Raw genomic sequence first — 16,791 nt, forward strand, 5'->3', positions numbered from 1 at the left:
GACTTAAGGAAAATTATGCCAAGCGTTAATAACTATTTTGATAATAAAGTGACTTCTATCGCCTTTCAAACGGCAACCCTGCCAGCTACTGTTGGCGTGATGGAAATTGGCGAGTATGAGTTTGGTACTAGCGATTTTGAAACCATGAGCGTAGTCAGTGGAGCATTGACGGTAAAACTGCCAGAAAGTGATGAGTGGCAAACCTTTAATGCGGGCGAGCAATTTACCGTTGAAGCCAACCAGAAGTTTCAAGTAAAAGTAGACGTTGAAAGTGCTTATTTATGTACTTATGGTAAATAATCATTTTTAGTTTAGATTTGTGTCGTAAAAAAACGCCAAGTGCTTAACGCTTGGCGTTTTTTTGTGCGTATTATTCTGAATAAATTTAAAGATAGTAGACTGACAACATAGAGCCAATCAAAGTTATAAGTCTTTGCGATATTGCACCATGTCAGTTTGAGTAGCGATTACATCATAGAGATTGCGTGCCGTCGCATTGTCTTCTTGCGTCGTCCAATAAACACGGTTGCAGTTTTTGTTATTGGCAAATTCATACACCTGTTCAATCAGTGCGCGTCCAACGCCTTGCCCGCGAACCGCATCACTAACGTATAAATCTTCTAAGTAACAACATTCTGTCGTATTCCAAGTATTGGGATGTAGTACCACATGCGTGATACCTACTAACTTGTCGTCCTGCCACGCACCAAAGCCATAAATCGGCACATCGCTTTCAAGTAGGTTGTGCCATGTCTTTTCTGTGGTACTTGGCGGCAGACGAGGTTTATAAAAGGTTAAATAATTTTGCCACAATTTCAACCAAGCGTCGTAATCCGCTTTAGACAATGGGGCTATAAATAACTGGGCTATTTTTATCAAAGTATTTGTCATTATATTTATTTGACTTAAGTTGTGGTGTTCAGCGAATTATGGCTTAAAATCTCATCGTTTAGAACCTTTCAAAGCGGTGTTTTACACATCGATTACACTTTGCTTGTGGCAAATAAACAGCAAAAATAGTCGCAATTCATTATCCTAAAATGACTATTTGATTAATTGAGTATTTTTTATGGCGAAGCTAGATGACCAAACGACCACGCAAGACGTACGCCATGATTATGAACATTTGGCGCGCTTGGCCAATTTACGCTACGTCAGCGATGATGAGCCAGGGTTTACGCGTAGGCGTTGGGGCCGCGGCTTTACTTATAAAGACGCCACCGGCAAAACGGTCAAAGATAAAGCGTTGCGTCAGCGTTTTGATGCATTGGTGATACCGCCAATGTGGTCAGAGGTTTGGATATGCCAAGATGATAAAGGTCATCTGCAATCGACAGGCCGCGATGATAAAGCGCGCAAGCAGTACTTGTATCATCCTGAATGGAATCGCGTGCGAGACAATGCTAAGTTTGCAGCGATGATAGGCTTTGCTGAAACGTTGTCAAATCTGCGAGCGCAAGTCGAAAAAGACTTGGAGGCAGCGCCACTATCACGCGCCAATGTACTAGCCGCCGTGGTTAAATTGCTGGAAACCACTTTAATTCGTATCGGTAATAGCCGCTATGCGAAGATGAATAAAAGCTATGGCTTAAGCACCTTACGCAGCAAGCACGTCAGCGAAACGGATAATGGCTTGGCGTTTGATTTTGTCGGGAAAAGTGCCAAAGAGCATCATATTGAACTGCAAGACGAGCGCTTAATTGAGATTGTACAAGCCTGCTCTGAGCTGCCAGGTTATCAGATTTTTAAATATTTGGATGATAATGGTGATAAGCAAGTCGTCGATAGTAGCGATATCAATGACTATATACGGTCGCATACTGGCGGTCATTATAGTGAGGGCAAGACATACAGCAGCAATGTATATAGCGCCAAGGATTTTCGTACTTGGATGGCAAGCGTCCTTGCGGCCAGTTATTTGTACGACGAGCTGCAGAGCTCGAATGGCAGAGAAATATTAGCCAGTGAGCCTAATAGTAATGAGCGCCAGCAGCTGATCGTTGATATGGTCAAAGAAGTCGCAGAAGAGCTTGGCAATACACCTGCTGTCTGCCGAGCGTCTTATATCAATCCTATTATTATTGAGCGCTTTTTAGCAGGGCAGTTTTTTGAGTGTTATAAACAAGCGCGCCGTGGCCGTACCAAGCAATATCAAAGCTGTGAAGAGAAAGCGCTGCTAGGCTTTTTAAATGCTATCCAATAAATTTTTTTTTAGCAAAACTCGTATTAATTTATGAAAATGATACGTTATGTATTGATATAAATATAAAAATGCGTTACTAATAGAGTATACGCATTTTTATATGCGCAAACCATAAGAGCAAATAGTGACTAGGATAGGACTGTTTGACTTCTAATAAAGTGCTGATATCGTCTATCGTCAGCGACTCTCTATTGCTAAAGGATTAGCTTATGAACACCACATCTTCCAATCATTCGTCCGCAAACTCTACTAAAGATACTACCCACACACCAACGAGCTACAACGATTACTATCATAATTTTGATATGAATGCGTTATTGGCAGAAATCTATGGCGAGCATTTAGATGACCGTTTAAATGCTTATATGGCCTGCTGCGGTCGTCATGTGCGTGACGGGCGCGGCGATAATCTAGCCCTAGTGCATGAAGATACGGCTGGTAATGTGACGTGCATGACTTTTGCAGAGCTTGATCAAGCCAGTGCGCAAGTGGCCAATTTATTAACATCCTACGGCGTACAAGTTGGCGACCAAGTGGCGACCATGCTACCGCGTACCCCTGAGCTACTCACCATCGTACTAGCGACTTGGCGGATTGGCGCAGTCTATCAACCGCTATTTACCGCTTTTGGCTATGATTCGATTAAATACCGCATGGATAAAGCCAATACCAAAGTGGTTTTTACCAATATTGATAACCGCAGTAAATTCGAAGACTTAGCCGAGCAGACCAAAATGGTCATGGTGGGCAGTCAGAATGATGCGCAAGCTGATAGTGAAAGCAAATGGGCTGATGATAATTGTGCTCAGATGATGGCGACCCAGCCGCAAACGCTAGAGGCGGTTTTGCTCAATGAAGATACAGCGTTTTTGCAAATGTTTACCTCGGGTACGGTCGGTAAATCAAAAGGCGTCAGTGTGCCGTTATCAGCGCTATCTGCTTTTTATCTGTATATGCGCTATGCGATTGATTTGCGCGCTGATGATAACTACTGGAATATGGCCGATCCCGGCTGGGCGTATGGGCTATATTACGCGATTACGGGGCCTTTATTGATGGGCGTCACGACTTACTTTAACGAGGCGGGCTTTGATGCTGCCAATACCCGCGACTTTATGGTTCGTCATAATATTACCAATTTGGCCTCTTCGCCAACGGCGTTTCGGATGATGAAATCGAGCGGTGTGTTTGAGAAATCACATGACGATGCTAGCGCCCGTTTATCACTGCGCTGTGCCAACTCAGCAGGCGAAACTTTAAATACCGAAGTGGTTAATTGGGTTGAGGCGTATTTGAACTGCCAAGTAAAGGACCAATACGGCCAAACAGAGACGGGTATGACCTGCTGTGCGCACCATGCATTAGCACATGAATGTCCTACTGGTTCGATGGGCATGGCGCTACCGGGTCACACACTCGTCGTATTGGATGATGACATGCAAGTATTGCCTGATGGTGAACAAGGACAGCTTGCCGTAGTGGTTAGCCAATCGCCAGCGTTTTATTTCTGCGGTTATAGCTGGAATGAAAAAGACGCCTTTGTGGATGATTACTATTTGACTGGCGATGTGGTCGAGCGTCATAGCGATGGCAGCTATTGGTTTTCGGGGCGTGATGATGACATTATTATAACGGCAGGCTACCGCGTAGGGCCGACAGATGTGGAGAATACCGTGCTTGAGCATGAGGCAGTGGCAGAATCCGCCGCCGTTGGCGTGCCAGATGAGGTGCGCGGTCATACGATTAAGTCTTATGTGGTGTTAAAAGAAGGTATTAAAGGGACGGATGAGATTGCTAAAGAGATTCAAGACTTGGTCCGCAGACGTCTATCAACTCATGCTTACCCGCGTGAGGTTGAATTTGTGTCGGAGCTACCAAAAACGCCAAGCGGTAAAATCCAGCGTTTCTTGTTGCGCAGTTTGTCAGCGGCATAAAGTACTGAAAACATCGATAGCCGTTTAAGACAATAAAGTATAGTCCATTCAAGATAACATCGTTACGCTAATAGTTATGTGCGACTGGTATAAATTTTCCTTGCTTGCTACTACCGCAGAGGCTACGAAAAATTCATCCCAGTCGCACTGTATCTATTTTACAGTGAATTCATTATGGTTAGCTTAAAAAATACCAGTAAAAACCTCGATTAAAGGAATAATTATGCAAATTGAACAACACAGCTTTTTGGTTACTGGCGGTGCGTCAGGTTTAGGTGAGTCAGTGGTTCGCGCTATCGTGAGTCAAGGCGGCAAGGTCATCATTGCTGATTTGAACGAGTCAACTGGGCAAGCTTTGGTTAATGAGCTGGGTGATAATGTACGCTTTGCACGTTGTGATGTGACCAGTGGTGATGAGGTGCAAGCGGCCGTTGAGTTGGCTGAAAAAGAATTTGGCGGTCTGCAAGGTTCTATTAACTGTGCAGGTATCGCCGTCGTACAAAAGCTGCTTGATCGCGAAAATAACCCAGCGGATCTTGATGCTTTTAGTCGCGGGGTTAATATCAACCTCGTGGGTTCTTTTAACGTCGCGCGTTTGGTGGCGGCCAGTATTGCTAAGCGCGTGGCGAACGGCAATAATACAGAAAGCGACGCAGAGAAGAATGCTGATAATGGTGTCATTATCAATACCGCATCTATCGCGGCTTTTGATGGGCAAGTAGGGCAAGCAAGCTATTCATCATCGAAAGCGGGCGTCGTTGGTTTGACTTTACCGCTAGCGCGTGAGCTGGCACGTCACGGTATTCGCGTCATGACGATTGCTCCTGGTGTTTTTGCCACGCCGATGATGGAGACTATCCCTGAAAAAGCGCGCGAACAGCTAGAAGCAGGCGTGCCTTATCCGAAGCGTTTGGGCAACCCTAGTGAGTTTGCTAAATTGGTCACACATATTATCGATAATGCTTACTTAAATGGTGAAGTGATTCGCCTAGATGGTGCAATTCGTATGGTGTAAGGTGATTTTAGATTTTGATTGCAGCAAATTTAAGTTTAATTTATAACGTTTGCATAAACTTGGCATAGTCTTTTGCTCTCTTATCAAAGATGATTTTATCAATGAACGTTTACCTTTAAGAAGCAAAAGCTATGTCTTTTTTCAATATAAATAGTAAATATTCACCTTGGTTATTTATTGTCATGGGTATTAGCTTCGCTATCATGACTAGCACGAGTGCCGTTGCTGCTGAGGGTGTTTCAAAGAACAAACAAGCCATGCTTAACAATATTGTGGTTGATAAAGTTTTTGTCGATAAATCTGCTCGTACCCTGCAGCTACTAAGTGATGATAAGGTGATTAAGTCTTATCACATTGCGCTCGGTGGTAATCCTATTGGACATAAGCAACAACAAGGCGACCAGCGTACCCCTGTTGGCAGCTATACACTCGATTATAAAAATGAAAAATCTAAATTCTATCGCTCTATCCACATAAGTTATCCAAATACTACCGATAAAGCCCGAGCCAAATCGCGAGGTGTCAGTGCTGGCGGTGATATCATGATTCATGGGCAAAAAAACGGTTTTGGTGCATTGGGTCTACTGAACCAGCAACGCGATTGGACGGAAGGCTGTATAGCCGTGACCGATGATGAGATGGATGAAATCATGGCTGCGGTAAAGGTTGGTACACCGATCGAAATTGTAGAATAAATAGTTTGTTAATTTCCCGCATTTAACTGTTTTAGTCGTCCGCTAAAATATATTTCTCTGTGTCCGTACAGCCTCAAGACTTCCTAATTTTTCTTTACTAATTTCTCTTGAAATCTCTTATAAATGTGCCTATTAATACTTTAACGTTATATCATTGTTATGAGTAAGGTTTAATTTTTTTTTGCAGATTCTACCTCTGCTCATATATGTGCTGCATAGTTCTATACCAACAAGTCAATAAATACTATTGACAATAGTTAAAATGACATTGAAATATTACTCAACAAACCTTATATAGATAACAACGAAAAGCTTGCGGCATCTGAATACTTATAAAAAGCCGCAGCGACTAGCAGATACAAACGACTATTAATGATTAAAGGACACACTATGAGATTCGAGAAATTTACCCAAAAATTGCAATCAGCGATTCAAGAAGCCCAAAGTTTGGCGCTAGGTCGCGACCACACTGGGATTGACCCTGTGCATTTGCTGGCCGTATTGCTACAAGATGAGTCTAACTTATCTATTTGTCAGCAAGCCGGCGCGTCTATTCCAGCATTAAAAAATGGCGTGGCAAAAGCGCTTGACAATCAGGCGACAATTAGCGAGCCAACTGGTGACGTTAATCTAAACCCAAATTCGGTGAAGATTTTGAACTTGGCCGATCGCCAAGCGCAAAAAGAGGGCGATGATTTTATCGCCACTGAATGGGTGATGTTGGCACTTGCTGAGCAAGGCGACACCAAAAAGATATTTGAAAGTGCTGGGGTGACGGCAAGTAAGCTAAAAGCGGTCATTGAGCAACTGCGAGGTGATGCAACGGTGAATAATCAAAACGCCGAAGATCAGCGTGATGCGTTGAATAAATATACCATTAATTTAACTGAGCAGGCGGAGCTTGGTAAGCTCGATCCGGTGATTGGTCGTGACGAAGAGATTCGCCGTACCATTCAGGTGTTATCGCGTCGTACCAAAAATAACCCTGTGCTCATCGGTGAACCGGGTGTGGGTAAAACCGCCATTGTTGAAGGTTTGGCGCAAAAAATTATCAATGGCGATGTGCCAGAAGGACTACGCCGTAAAGAAGTGTTGTCGTTAGACTTAGGCGCGCTTATTGCGGGGGCAAAATTCCGCGGTGAGTTTGAAGAGCGTCTCAAAGCAGTTCTGAGTGATTTGGCGAAGCAAGAAGGTAATGTCATCTTATTTATTGATGAGCTGCACACCATGGTCGGCGCCGGTAAGTCAGAAGGCGCGATGGATGCAGGCAATATGCTAAAACCTGCGCTTGCTCGCGGTGAGCTGCACTGCGTCGGTGCAACGACCTTGGACGAGTATCGTCAATTTATCGAAAAAGATGCCGCCCTTGAGCGTCGTTTCCAAAAAGTATTGGTCGATGAGCCAACGGTTGAAGACACTATTGCGATTTTGCGTGGTCTAAAAGAGCGTTATGAGTTGCATCACGGTGTCGATATCCAAGACAGCGCGATTATTGCGGCAGCGCGCATGAGCCATCGTTATATTACCGATCGCAAATTGCCAGATAAGGCAATTGATTTGATCGATGAAGCGGCAAGTCGCCTACGTATGGAGATGGACAGCAAACCTGAAGCACTCGGAAAGCTAGATAGCCGTTTAATTCAGTTAAAAATGCAGCGTGAAGTACTCAAAAACGAAGAAGACGCAGGCGCGCAAGCAGAGCGTAAAGTACTTGATAGCCAAATTGAAGAGTTAGAAAAAGAATACGCGGATCTTAATGAGATTTGGCAGGCAGAAAAAGCGCTCGTTAAAGGCAGTCAGCAGCTAAAAGACGAGCTGGATAAAGCGCGTATTGCTTATGATAAAGCCAGTCGTGAAGGCGACTACGAGACCATGAGTAAGCTGCAGTATGAAACCATTCCGCAACTTGAGCGCCGTATTCACGAGTCTGATTTGGCAGAGCAAAAAGAGCAAAGCGGTGAAGATAGCGGTGTAAAACTGCTACGTAATAAAGTCACGGATAACGAAATCGCCGAAGTTGTAGCAGCGGCGACTGGTATTCCAGTGAGCAAAATGATGCAAGGCGAGCGTGACAAGATGCTGGCAATGGAAGAAAAGCTTCATGAGCGCGTCATCGGTCAAGATGAAGCTGTCGAAGCTGTCGCCAATGCGGTGCGTCGTAGCCGAGCTGGTTTGTCCGACCCGAATCGTCCTTCAGGTTCGTTCTTGTTCCTTGGGCCAACGGGTGTTGGTAAAACGGAGTTGACCAAATCACTGGCGAACTTCTTGTTTGATAGTGAGGATGCAATTGTTCGTATCGACATGAGTGAGTACATGGAGAAACACAGCGTTAGCCGTTTGGTGGGCGCGCCTCCAGGTTATGTCGGTTATGAAGAGGGCGGTACGTTGACCGAAGCGGTACGCCGTAAGCCTTATAGCGTGATATTGTTTGATGAGGTCGAAAAAGCGCATCCTGACGTGTTTAATATTTTGCTACAAGTGCTAGACGATGGTCGCTTGACCGATTCGCAAGGCCGCGTGGTCGACTTTAAAAATACCGTTATTATTATGACCAGTAACTTGGGTTCGCATAAAATCCAAGAAATGGTCGGTGAGAGCTACGAGGATATCAAAGCGGAAGTCATGGAGTCGGTCGGGCAGCATTTCCGCCCAGAATTCGTCAACCGTATTGATGAAATTGTGGTTTTCCATCCGCTTGGTATGTCGCAGATGGCAGGTATTGCCGATATTCAATTGGATCGTTTACGTCAACGTATTCAAGAGCGTGAGATGGATATCGTGCTGTCGGCAGATGCGATGAATAAATTGGTCGCAGTGGGTTATGATCCTGTGTATGGTGCGCGTCCACTAAAACGTGCTATTCAGCAAGAGATCGAAAACCCATTATCATTGAAACTGTTGGCCGGTGATTTCGTCCCAGGCGATATCATCAAAATCGATGTCGGCGCTGATGATGAGTTGACCTTTGATAAGCTTAGAATGAGCTAAAATAAACGTTCGTTTTAACGTCCATTGGTTAAATATCATTTGCTGAATGGTATAAACCTAAAAACCCTTTACTTCTCTATATCTTATATAGGCAGGTAAGGGGTTTTTTTTGTGCCAATATTATTTACCGTTTGCGCGCTTTGATTATGGTATAAATAATGATAAGGCACATAAAAAGACGGCAAAACTAAGGAGATAAATCAGGATGATAACCTATGAAAAATCAACAAATACGCCATTACTATTATCCTTAGTCATGACATCACTGCTGTTTAGTGCTTCTGCGTGCTCCAATCCTGCCGCTGTCAATACCAATAACGATTTGACCGAGTATAAAGAAGGACAAGCCTCTGTCGAAGAGTCCCTAGCCAATACTGAAAAACCTACCTTTACAACCAAGACGGTTGCTAGCTTTGACGAGCCTTGGGCAATGACCGCATTACCTCGCATTCATAGTCAGCCACCCAAACTGTTGGTGACCCAAAAAGCAGGCGAGCTTTTGATTGTTGATACGGCAACAGGTGTCAAGACAAGCGTTAATGGTGTGCCAAAAGTGGCGTATGGCGGGCAGGGCGGACTTGGCGATATCATTCTTGCGCCAGATTTTGCTACTTCTAATAATATCTATATCAGCTATGTCGAGGCGGGCACAGGCGCAGATAGTAATAAATTTGGGGCAAAAGTTATCAAAGCGACGTTAACGGGCTTAGATACTGACGCGCCACGCTTGCAAGCCATAACGCCCATCTGGGAGCAAACCCCGAAACTAAAAGGACAAGGACATTATAGCCATCGCTTGCTTTTTTCACCTGACGGGCAGTATTTATATATCAGCTCAGGCGAGCGTCAAGAAAAAACACCAGCACAAGATATGAGTGTGAATTTGGGTAAAATTATCAGATTACATCCTGATGGTTCAGTGCCAGCCGATAATCCATTTGCACAAAATGGCAGCGATATTGCTACCCAATTTTGGACGATTGGTCATCGTAACATACTTGGTATGGCGTTCGATGATAAAGGTAGGCTGTGGGCGCATGAAATGGGGCCGCGCGGTGGTGACGAATTTAATCTGATAGAAAAAGGCAATAATTACGGCTGGCCCGTGGTCTCGAACGGACGCAATTATTCCGGGACGGATATCCCTGATCATGATACGCGCCCTGATTTCGCTGCGCCAAAAATATCTTGGACACCTGTAATATCACCGTCGTCGATGAGCATTTATCAGACTGGTAAATATAATGATTTTCCAGCGTGGCAAGGTAATGCGCTTATCAGTGGCTTATCCTCAAAAGCGCTTATCGTCGTTACGCTTGATGACAATAACGACGCTGCCGAACGCTACCGCTATGATATGGGTGAACGAATTCGTAGTGTGTTAACTGTCGATGGGCAAGTGTGGTTGTTAGAAGATGGCGATAAAGGTAGGCTGCTGCAATTGCTACCTCGATAGCTATTTAAATAACTAGTTAAACTGCGAGTCGTATTACTAATAAAAGAGTCTAGTCGCCCTTATCTTGTAGTAAATTGATAATCAGGGCGCAGTTTGTTAAGGTAGCCTTTCTTAAATTTAAGGGTTTAGCGAATGAACGAAGTAAAAGTAAGTAAACTTGGGCCATTTCCAAAGGTAAATAAACCAGTGTTTATTACCTCAAGTGTCTTAATCGTCGGCTTTATTATCTTTGGTTCGTTATTTTCTGAAACGGCAGCAGCCCTTTTTAGCTTCTTACAGGCTTTTATCGCCGAAAAATTCCGCTGGTTGTTTATCATCTTGTTTAATATGGCGTTGGTATTCTGTATTTATCTGACTGCCAGTCGCTACGGTGATATACGTCTAGGCAAACAGACGGAGCGACCGCAATACAGCTTATTTTCATGGATTGCGATGCTTTTTTCGGCGGGCATCGGGATTGGACTGGTGTATTGGGGGACGGCTGAGCCTTTATATCACTTTATGGCGCCGCCGCTTGGTGAGGCAGAAACCTTAGAGTCGGCAAAACAAGCGATGAATCTGTCGTTTTTACATTGGGGGCTGCATGCATGGGCGATTTATACCATTGTTGCGCTGTCGCTTGCGTACTTTCACTTTCGCCGTGGTTTGCCGTTATCGATACGCTCAACCCTTTATCCTATTCTTGGACAAAGGATTTATGGTAAATGGGGGCATACGGTCGATGTCTTAGCCGTGTTTGGCACCATGTTTGGGGTCGTGACCTCTTTAGGTCTTGGCGTTATGCAAATTAACGCAGGTCTTGAAGGCTTGTTCGGTATTCCCTCTACTTTAACGATACAGTTTATCATCATTGCTTTTGTGACCTCATTAGCTTGTGGTTCACTGATGCTCGGTCTTGATAAAGGTATCAAACGTCTTAGTGATATTAATATGGGGCTGACCGGTATTTTATTGGCGTTTATGGTAATTTTGGGCCCGACGCTATATATCTTTGACAGTTTTATAGAAAACGTAGGCAACTACTTGGCAAACATCGTCACGTTGTCGACGTGGAGCGAAGCCTATAGTAATACCGATTGGCAAAGCGCGTGGACAATATTTTATTGGGCATGGTGGGTCAGCTGGTCGCCATTTGTCGGTGTCTTTATTGCGCGTATCAGCCGTGGACGTACCATTCGTGAGTTTGTATTTGGCGTGCTGCTGATACCGATGACGATTTTGTTTTTTTGGTTTACGACTTTTGGCGGTGTGGCGATACAGATGGAGCTGCTCGCAGGCATGAATCCTGAGGTAGTTAGCCCAGGATTGGTCGCGGCAGTGCAAGCCGATTACGGTAGTGCCATCTTTAAGCTGGTTGAATATTATCCATTGACCAAACCGATTACCTTATTAATTGTGGTGATGATTGTCCTTTGGTTTGTGACCTCATCAGACTCAGCCAGTTTTGTCATCGATATGCTGACGGCGGGCGGTGATACCAATCCACCCAAAATCCAGCGTTTGTTTTGGGCGCTGATGCAAGGTTTGATTGCCGCCATATTATTGGCAGCGGGCGGTTTAGATGCCCTGCAAGCGGCGGCTATTGTGGCAGGTCTACCTTTTGCGTTGGTCATCTTTGTGATGATGTATGCGTTACTGCGCGGTATGAGCCGCGACCGACTTATCTTATATCGCAATCAGCAGCGTTATATTACCGATGAGTCAGCTGACCATAATTCGGCCAGTGAGTTTGTCGATGAGGACTTATTAAAAGGTCCGCCTAAAATTGTTAAAGGTGATTAATTAAGCTGCGTATAGTCGGTTTGAAATCAATAGATACGTGAGTTAGCACGTGCAACTGGTATAAATTTTTCTTGCTTGCCGCTATCACAGAGGCTACGCAAAATTCATCCCAGTCGCACTGATTGATTTAAAGAGAACCTACTGTTAGCGGTTCTAAAAATATCGGCTTTAAAATCATTTTTATTAAACCAATAATGTAGTTAGCTGCCGTTGGTCTTACTTAAAAACACAATATAATAATTGTCATTTAAAATCCTAAGATGCATCGTTGTCTTAGGATTTTTTATGGACATTTAATAATTTATAGGTTTTAAACTGGTAATTTTCACAACGACAATTTTACAGCCACACTGTCACTATAAACATTCACCTTTGACATAGCTGACGGCTTCAGGGGTGCTACAAGCTGAGCAGGCATTGCCCGCCGTACGATAGCTTATCACCGAGCCGACTTGCGTTTTTACGCAGACCGGATCGTATTGCGCTGTACACATGGTTTTTGCAGGGTCAAAGGTTGGACACTGTGCTATAAGGCCTTTTGGGGGTTGACTGGTGTTAGAGGCGGGCGGCTGAATGGGCGTGCTATCAGGCATCGGGTTTGAGTTAGAACTAATATTGTTACAACCTGCTAAAGCTAGCATAAAGCTTATGGTGACTGTAAGTTTGAAAGTAGAGAGCGCGCGCATAATAAATATCCTTATATCGTTTTTATCATTTATTTTTGCATTAAACGCCAGTTTCAAACAAAAAGCAAATGTGCTATTCGTTTTTTAATTCGTCGCTGATATTTAATAAGCATATTATTAGAGTAACAAAAAACCCAAGCTACGAAGGCTTGGGCTTTTGATATTAATTCTTATACGTTTCTTGACTGAGCTTTTATAAACTTAGAGCTTTTATAAACTTACTGGGCAGGTTTATCCTCTTTATTAAGCTGCACATATTTATCAAAGTTTTGTGCGTAATCGGTCAAGTTGTCGCTTAACATTTGGCGATATTGTTTGGTATAAAACTCAACGATATCGTCTTTTTCTTTAGCAAAATCATCACCTTTTACAAAGCCAATCGAGGCAACCGACGCACTATAACGCGCTGCTGCATACAGCAATGACGCGCCGACTTGACCTGAGTGAGCGTTAGGGCCCAGTTGACTATTGGCGACGCCAATGATTTCGTCAGCACGTTGATAGAACGCTTGCATTTCAGGAGTGATTTCAAGAGCGGTATCAATTTCGTCATTTTGGCTATTATTTAAAGCGTCGTTTAGCGCGTCATTTTGAGCATTGTCTGGCATATTGTCTTGAGACATAAGCGACTCCTAAGAATGGTAAGTAAATTTGAATATATCATGGCGGTCTTTAAACTTGATAAGTATAAAGACCGAATACATCTAAAAAATGGAAACAAGTAAACAGTCTTATAAACCTGCATCGGCTTTTAAAATTTCTGCTTTGTCCGTTTTTTCCCACGTAAAGGCAGTTTCAGAGCCTTGACGACCGAAATGTCCAAAGGTTGCGGTTTGCTGATACATCGGCTGCAATAGATTGAGCATACGCGTGATGCCATAAGGACGTAGGTCAAAATGCTTACGAATCAAGCTGATGATTTCATCGTTGCTGATTTTATTAGTACCAAAAGTATTAATTGAAATCGAAGTCGGTTCAGCAACGCCAATCGCGTAGCTGACTTGTACTTCACAGCGATCGGCAATACCGGCAGCGACAATATTTTTGGCCACATAACGTACTGCATAGGCAGCGCTGCGATCGACTTTTGAAGGATCTTTGCCACTAAAGGCACCGCCACCATGACGCGCCATACCGCCGTAAGTATCGACGATAATTTTACGACCAGTCAAACCAGCATCGCCGACAGGACCACCGATGACAAATTTGCCAGTTGGGTTGATATGATAGCGCGTACCAGCATGCAATAAGTCTGCTGGCAGTACTTGTTTGATAATCGATTCCATGACAGCTTCTTGCAAATCGGTTTGTGAGATGCTTGGATCATGCTGCGTTGATAACACCACGGCATCAATGGCAATCGGTTTATTACCGTCGTATTTGAGTGTCACTTGCGCTTTGGCATCGGGACGTAGCCAAGGCAATTCACCAGCGCGGCGCAGCTCAGATTGACGCTCCATCAAGCGATGCGCATATTCGATAGGCGCGGGCATCAATACTTCAGTCTCATTGCTGGCATAACCAAACATCAAGCCTTGGTCGCCTGCACCTTGTTCTTCAGGGCTGTTACGATCGACCCCTTGAGCGATTTCTGGCGACTGCTTACCGAGCATATTAATAACGGCACACGTCTCACCATCAAAACCCAAGTCTGAGTGATGATAGCCAATGCCATTTACCGTATCACGGACGATACGCTCGACGTCGATATTGGCAGTCGTGGTCACTTCGCCTGCTAAGATGACCGCGCCAGTTTTAACCAGTGTTTCGCACGCCACGCGCGCATGTAAATCTTCACGTAAAATGGCATCAAGAATAGCGTCTGATATTTGGTCAGCCATTTTGTCAGGATGACCTTCGCTCACAGATTCTGAGGTAAATAAGTTGTATTCGCGCATAATGGGATCGCTTAATTGAATCAATAAAGATAGGAAAAAGCATAACGTCTGAGCGCTGCTTTAATTAATATTGACCAAACAAATCAATTGCTCGGCGTTAAATCTTTGATAAATGGGTGCTGCTAAATTCGTTTATAAAAAAGGTATTTACTAAATAGGTTTTAAAAATATGGTTCAGCTTAGCCAGTTTCCATGCGTTAGCATAAATGATAATTAATACTAAGCATTTACCTGTAACGGGTTTATTACCTGACGATATAAGAGATGATTAGTCTGGCGCATCAGGCTAAAAATAGGCTTATTCTAACTCGAAACGTGACAAAACTCTAGTGAGCTTCGCTTGTTATACGATAAGTAAACCTCAACAATGCGCCTATAGTCGTTAAGTAGCATGCTATCTGTAGGTTCGTTTTGTTATGAGCAATTTTCAGTGGATATGAAAAGCATCATATATACCCTAATGTTTAAAATGATGGTTTTAAACGGTGACTTCAATTTTTAACTCTAAACTATAACTCTAAAAACTTGGCTTTGTCTTTAAACATACATTCTTCATAAACAGGACACGCGCCGCATTTTGGCGTGCGAGCTTGACAAGTATAGCGCCCATGCAAAATCAGATAATGATGCGCATCTACGATAAAGTCATCGGGAATACGTTCGAGCAGTTTCTTTTCAACGATTAAGACGTTTTTACCCGTAGCAAGTCCTGTACGGTTGCCAACGCGAAAAATATGGGTATCAACCGCCATCGTCGGCTGTCCAAAGGCGGTATTTAACACCACGTTTGCCGTCTTACGCCCAACGCCTGCTAGAGACTCTAAGTCTTTACGATTATCAGGAACGGTGCTATCAAACTTCTCAATCAAGTCACGGCAGGTTTTGATAACATTTTTGGCTTTGGCGTTATATAAACCGATATTCTTAATATACGCTTTTAGTCCTTCTTCGCCTAATGCCAAAATGGACTCAGGCGTATTGGCAACCGGATAAAGCTTATTGGTGGCAATATTGACGCTAACATCGGTCGCCTGCGCCGATAATATGACGGCGATAAGCAGCTCAAAGTTGCTGTTATAATTGAGCTCAGTCACTGGCTCATCAATCGTCGCTGCCAATTTTTCAAAAAACGGCCGCACATCACGATTGGGCATGCGCCTCGATGGCGGGGTATCGGCAGTTTTATGTTTAACGGTTTTACTCATGGTATTGTTAGCACTGTTTTATTCATTATTTTATTCATTGGTTATTCAAAATTAGAGATAGGTTATTAAAGTTGGGCAAGCTCAGCTTGTAATGCTTCAAGCTCCGTCTGTTTGCTCTCATTTGGACGCACGCTCAGCTGCTTTTCTAACTTCTTGATTTTACTGCGTAGCTTTGCTGCGGCAATGGTATTTTTTGCTTGTTCTTCGCTGATATTTAACGATTGACTAGCGGCATTATTTAGCTTGGCTTCTACCATGCTGACCACCGGCTTGCTATTGCTGCTATCCGCTAGCTGCTTACTCACGCGTCTTAAATGCGTATGATAACGTTGGCGTAAATCCTCTTGTTCAAGCGTGCGCTCAGCTGTCGATAGGGTACGCTCAACGGTGACTAAGTCTATGCAATCAACTGGGCAGGGCGCGATACATAGCTCACAGCCCGTGCATAAGTCCGTAAAAATAGTATGCATATGCTTGCCAGTCCCGACGATGGCGTCAACAGGGCAGGCGGGGATACATTTGGTACAGCCAATACAATCATCTTCTCGAATCACCGCGCGCACTTCTACTGGACGCTGCGAGCTTACATCTATCGGCCATTTTGACGGCTCAGCGTTAAGTGGTTGTGTATCGCTACTATCTTGATTGATGATTTGCGCAATCGCATCGGTCACCGGCTGACCGCCGGGCACACATTTATTATAAGGTTCATTATCAATAACAATCGCCACCGCGTACGGCAAGCAGCCATCGGCATGGTCACAAAGCCCGCATTGGGTTTGCGGTAGGCAGGCATCAATACGCGCAATCTTTGCTTGGGTTGCGGCAGGCAAGCGCTCTAGGTCCAAGCTATCGAACAAGATAGGCAAATTGGCGAGACGGATAAGATTGCTGTTGTTACTGGTAGTGCTTTGCATTTAATGTAAAAC

Annotated in this window: 14 protein-coding genes; 8 read left to right on the plus strand and 6 right to left on the minus strand. The window is 44.1% G+C overall.

Going from position 1 to position 16,791, the window contains the following annotated elements; genetic code table 11:
* Nucleotides 1-15 precede the first annotated feature (15 nt).
* Nucleotides 16-300 carry a pyrimidine/purine nucleoside phosphorylase gene (locus RAH45_RS04610; RefSeq protein ID WP_191691384.1) on the plus strand — a complete coding sequence of 95 codons (285 nt, stop codon included), beginning with the start codon at nt 16-18 and terminating at the stop codon, nt 298-300.
* Nucleotides 301-423: 123 nt separating this feature from the next.
* Here the strand turns inward: RAH45_RS04610 and RAH45_RS04615 are convergent, their stop codons facing one another.
* Nucleotides 424-819, minus strand: a complete 396-nt coding sequence (locus RAH45_RS04615; protein ID WP_306495606.1) for a GNAT family N-acetyltransferase — start codon at nt 817-819, stop codon at nt 424-426.
* Nucleotides 820-1,069: 250 nt separating this feature from the next.
* Between RAH45_RS04615 and RAH45_RS04620 the strand changes: the two genes are divergently transcribed.
* The 7 genes from RAH45_RS04620 (at nt 1,070) to RAH45_RS04650 (ending at nt 12,073) form a co-directional block, all read left to right on the plus strand.
* Nucleotides 1,070-2,203 (plus strand): DNA topoisomerase IB, encoded by a 1,134-nt coding sequence (locus RAH45_RS04620; RefSeq protein ID WP_306495607.1) that lies wholly within the window; start codon nt 1,070-1,072, stop codon nt 2,201-2,203.
* A gap of 209 nt (nt 2,204-2,412) precedes the next feature.
* Nucleotides 2,413-4,137: an AMP-binding protein gene (locus RAH45_RS04625; protein WP_306495608.1), complete on the plus strand. Its 1,725-nt coding sequence runs from the start codon at nt 2,413-2,415 to the stop codon at nt 4,135-4,137.
* Nucleotides 4,138-4,360: 223 nt separating this feature from the next.
* Entirely contained in the window at nt 4,361-5,152 is a 792-nt protein-coding gene (locus RAH45_RS04630) for an SDR family NAD(P)-dependent oxidoreductase (protein ID WP_306495609.1), read from the plus strand.
* A gap of 203 nt (nt 5,153-5,355) precedes the next feature.
* A complete protein-coding gene (locus RAH45_RS04635) occupies nt 5,356-5,847 on the plus strand; it encodes a L,D-transpeptidase family protein (RefSeq protein ID WP_306495610.1) in 492 nt (163 codons plus the stop codon).
* Nucleotides 5,848-6,237: 390 nt separating this feature from the next.
* Nucleotides 6,238-8,835 carry an ATP-dependent chaperone ClpB gene (clpB, locus tag RAH45_RS04640; protein WP_306495611.1) on the plus strand — a complete coding sequence of 866 codons (2,598 nt, stop codon included), beginning with the start codon at nt 6,238-6,240 and terminating at the stop codon, nt 8,833-8,835.
* Between the two features lie 205 nt (nt 8,836-9,040).
* Entirely contained in the window at nt 9,041-10,291 is a 1,251-nt protein-coding gene (locus RAH45_RS04645) for a PQQ-dependent sugar dehydrogenase (RefSeq protein ID WP_306495612.1), read from the plus strand.
* A 132-nt stretch (nt 10,292-10,423) separates the two neighbouring features.
* Nucleotides 10,424-12,073, plus strand: a complete 1,650-nt coding sequence (locus RAH45_RS04650; RefSeq protein WP_306495613.1) for a BCCT family transporter — start codon at nt 10,424-10,426, stop codon at nt 12,071-12,073.
* Nucleotides 12,074-12,429: 356 nt separating this feature from the next.
* Here RAH45_RS04650 and RAH45_RS04655 read toward each other — a convergent pair whose 3' ends face one another.
* The 5 genes from RAH45_RS04655 to RAH45_RS04675 all read right to left on the minus strand — a co-directional run bounded on the left by RAH45_RS04655 (nt 12,430) and on the right by RAH45_RS04675 (nt 16,779).
* Nucleotides 12,430-12,759, minus strand: coding sequence for a hypothetical protein (locus RAH45_RS04655; protein WP_306495614.1), 330 nt, complete (start codon nt 12,757-12,759; stop codon nt 12,430-12,432).
* A gap of 218 nt (nt 12,760-12,977) precedes the next feature.
* Complete coding sequence (locus tag RAH45_RS04660; protein WP_102077162.1) at nt 12,978-13,274, minus strand: DUF3144 domain-containing protein; 297 nt, start codon at nt 13,272-13,274, stop codon at nt 12,978-12,980.
* A gap of 216 nt (nt 13,275-13,490) precedes the next feature.
* Nucleotides 13,491-14,657: a methionine adenosyltransferase gene (gene metK, locus RAH45_RS04665; protein WP_306495615.1), complete on the minus strand. Its 1,167-nt coding sequence runs from the start codon at nt 14,655-14,657 to the stop codon at nt 13,491-13,493.
* Nucleotides 14,658-15,166: 509 nt separating this feature from the next.
* Entirely contained in the window at nt 15,167-15,862 is a 696-nt protein-coding gene (gene nth, locus RAH45_RS04670) for an endonuclease III (RefSeq protein WP_306495616.1), read from the minus strand.
* 65 nt (nt 15,863-15,927) lie between these two features.
* Complete coding sequence (locus tag RAH45_RS04675) at nt 15,928-16,779, minus strand: RnfABCDGE type electron transport complex subunit B (RefSeq protein WP_306495617.1); 852 nt, start codon at nt 16,777-16,779, stop codon at nt 15,928-15,930.
* Between the last annotated feature and the right edge of the window lie 12 nt (nt 16,780-16,791).

Origin of the sequence: Psychrobacter sp. van23A (assembly GCF_030845275.1) — a bacterium.
In the GTDB taxonomy this organism is placed as follows: Bacteria; Pseudomonadota; Gammaproteobacteria; order Pseudomonadales; family Moraxellaceae; genus Psychrobacter; species Psychrobacter faecalis.

Bases quoted from the DNA above. Each gene is read 5' to 3' on its own strand.
- metK (WP_306495615.1), bottom strand. From the start codon at position 14,657: ATGCGCGAATACAACTTATTTACCTCAGAATCTGTGAGCGAAGGTCAT.
- RAH45_RS04635 (WP_306495610.1), top strand. From the start codon at position 5,356: ATGACTAGCACGAGTGCCGTTGCTGCTGAGGGTGTTTCAAAGAACAAA.
- RAH45_RS04660 (WP_102077162.1), bottom strand. From the start codon at position 13,274: ATGCAAGCGTTCTATCAACGTGCTGACGAAATCATTGGCGTCGCCAAT.
- RAH45_RS04620 (WP_306495607.1), top strand. From the start codon at position 1,070: ATGGCGAAGCTAGATGACCAAACGACCACGCAAGACGTACGCCATGAT.
- RAH45_RS04655 (WP_306495614.1), bottom strand. From the start codon at position 12,759: ATGCGCGCGCTCTCTACTTTCAAACTTACAGTCACCATAAGCTTTATG.
- RAH45_RS04675 (WP_306495617.1), bottom strand. From the start codon at position 16,779: ATGCAAAGCACTACCAGTAACAACAGCAATCTTATCCGTCTCGCCAAT.
- nth (WP_306495616.1), bottom strand. From the start codon at position 15,862: ATGAGTAAAACCGTTAAACATAAAACTGCCGATACCCCGCCATCGAGG.
- RAH45_RS04610 (WP_191691384.1), top strand. From the start codon at position 16: ATGCCAAGCGTTAATAACTATTTTGATAATAAAGTGACTTCTATCGCC.
- RAH45_RS04625 (WP_306495608.1), top strand. From the start codon at position 2,413: ATGAACACCACATCTTCCAATCATTCGTCCGCAAACTCTACTAAAGAT.
- RAH45_RS04645 (WP_306495612.1), top strand. From the start codon at position 9,041: ATGATAACCTATGAAAAATCAACAAATACGCCATTACTATTATCCTTA.
- RAH45_RS04630 (WP_306495609.1), top strand. From the start codon at position 4,361: ATGCAAATTGAACAACACAGCTTTTTGGTTACTGGCGGTGCGTCAGGT.
- clpB (WP_306495611.1), top strand. From the start codon at position 6,238: ATGAGATTCGAGAAATTTACCCAAAAATTGCAATCAGCGATTCAAGAA.
- RAH45_RS04650 (WP_306495613.1), top strand. From the start codon at position 10,424: ATGAACGAAGTAAAAGTAAGTAAACTTGGGCCATTTCCAAAGGTAAAT.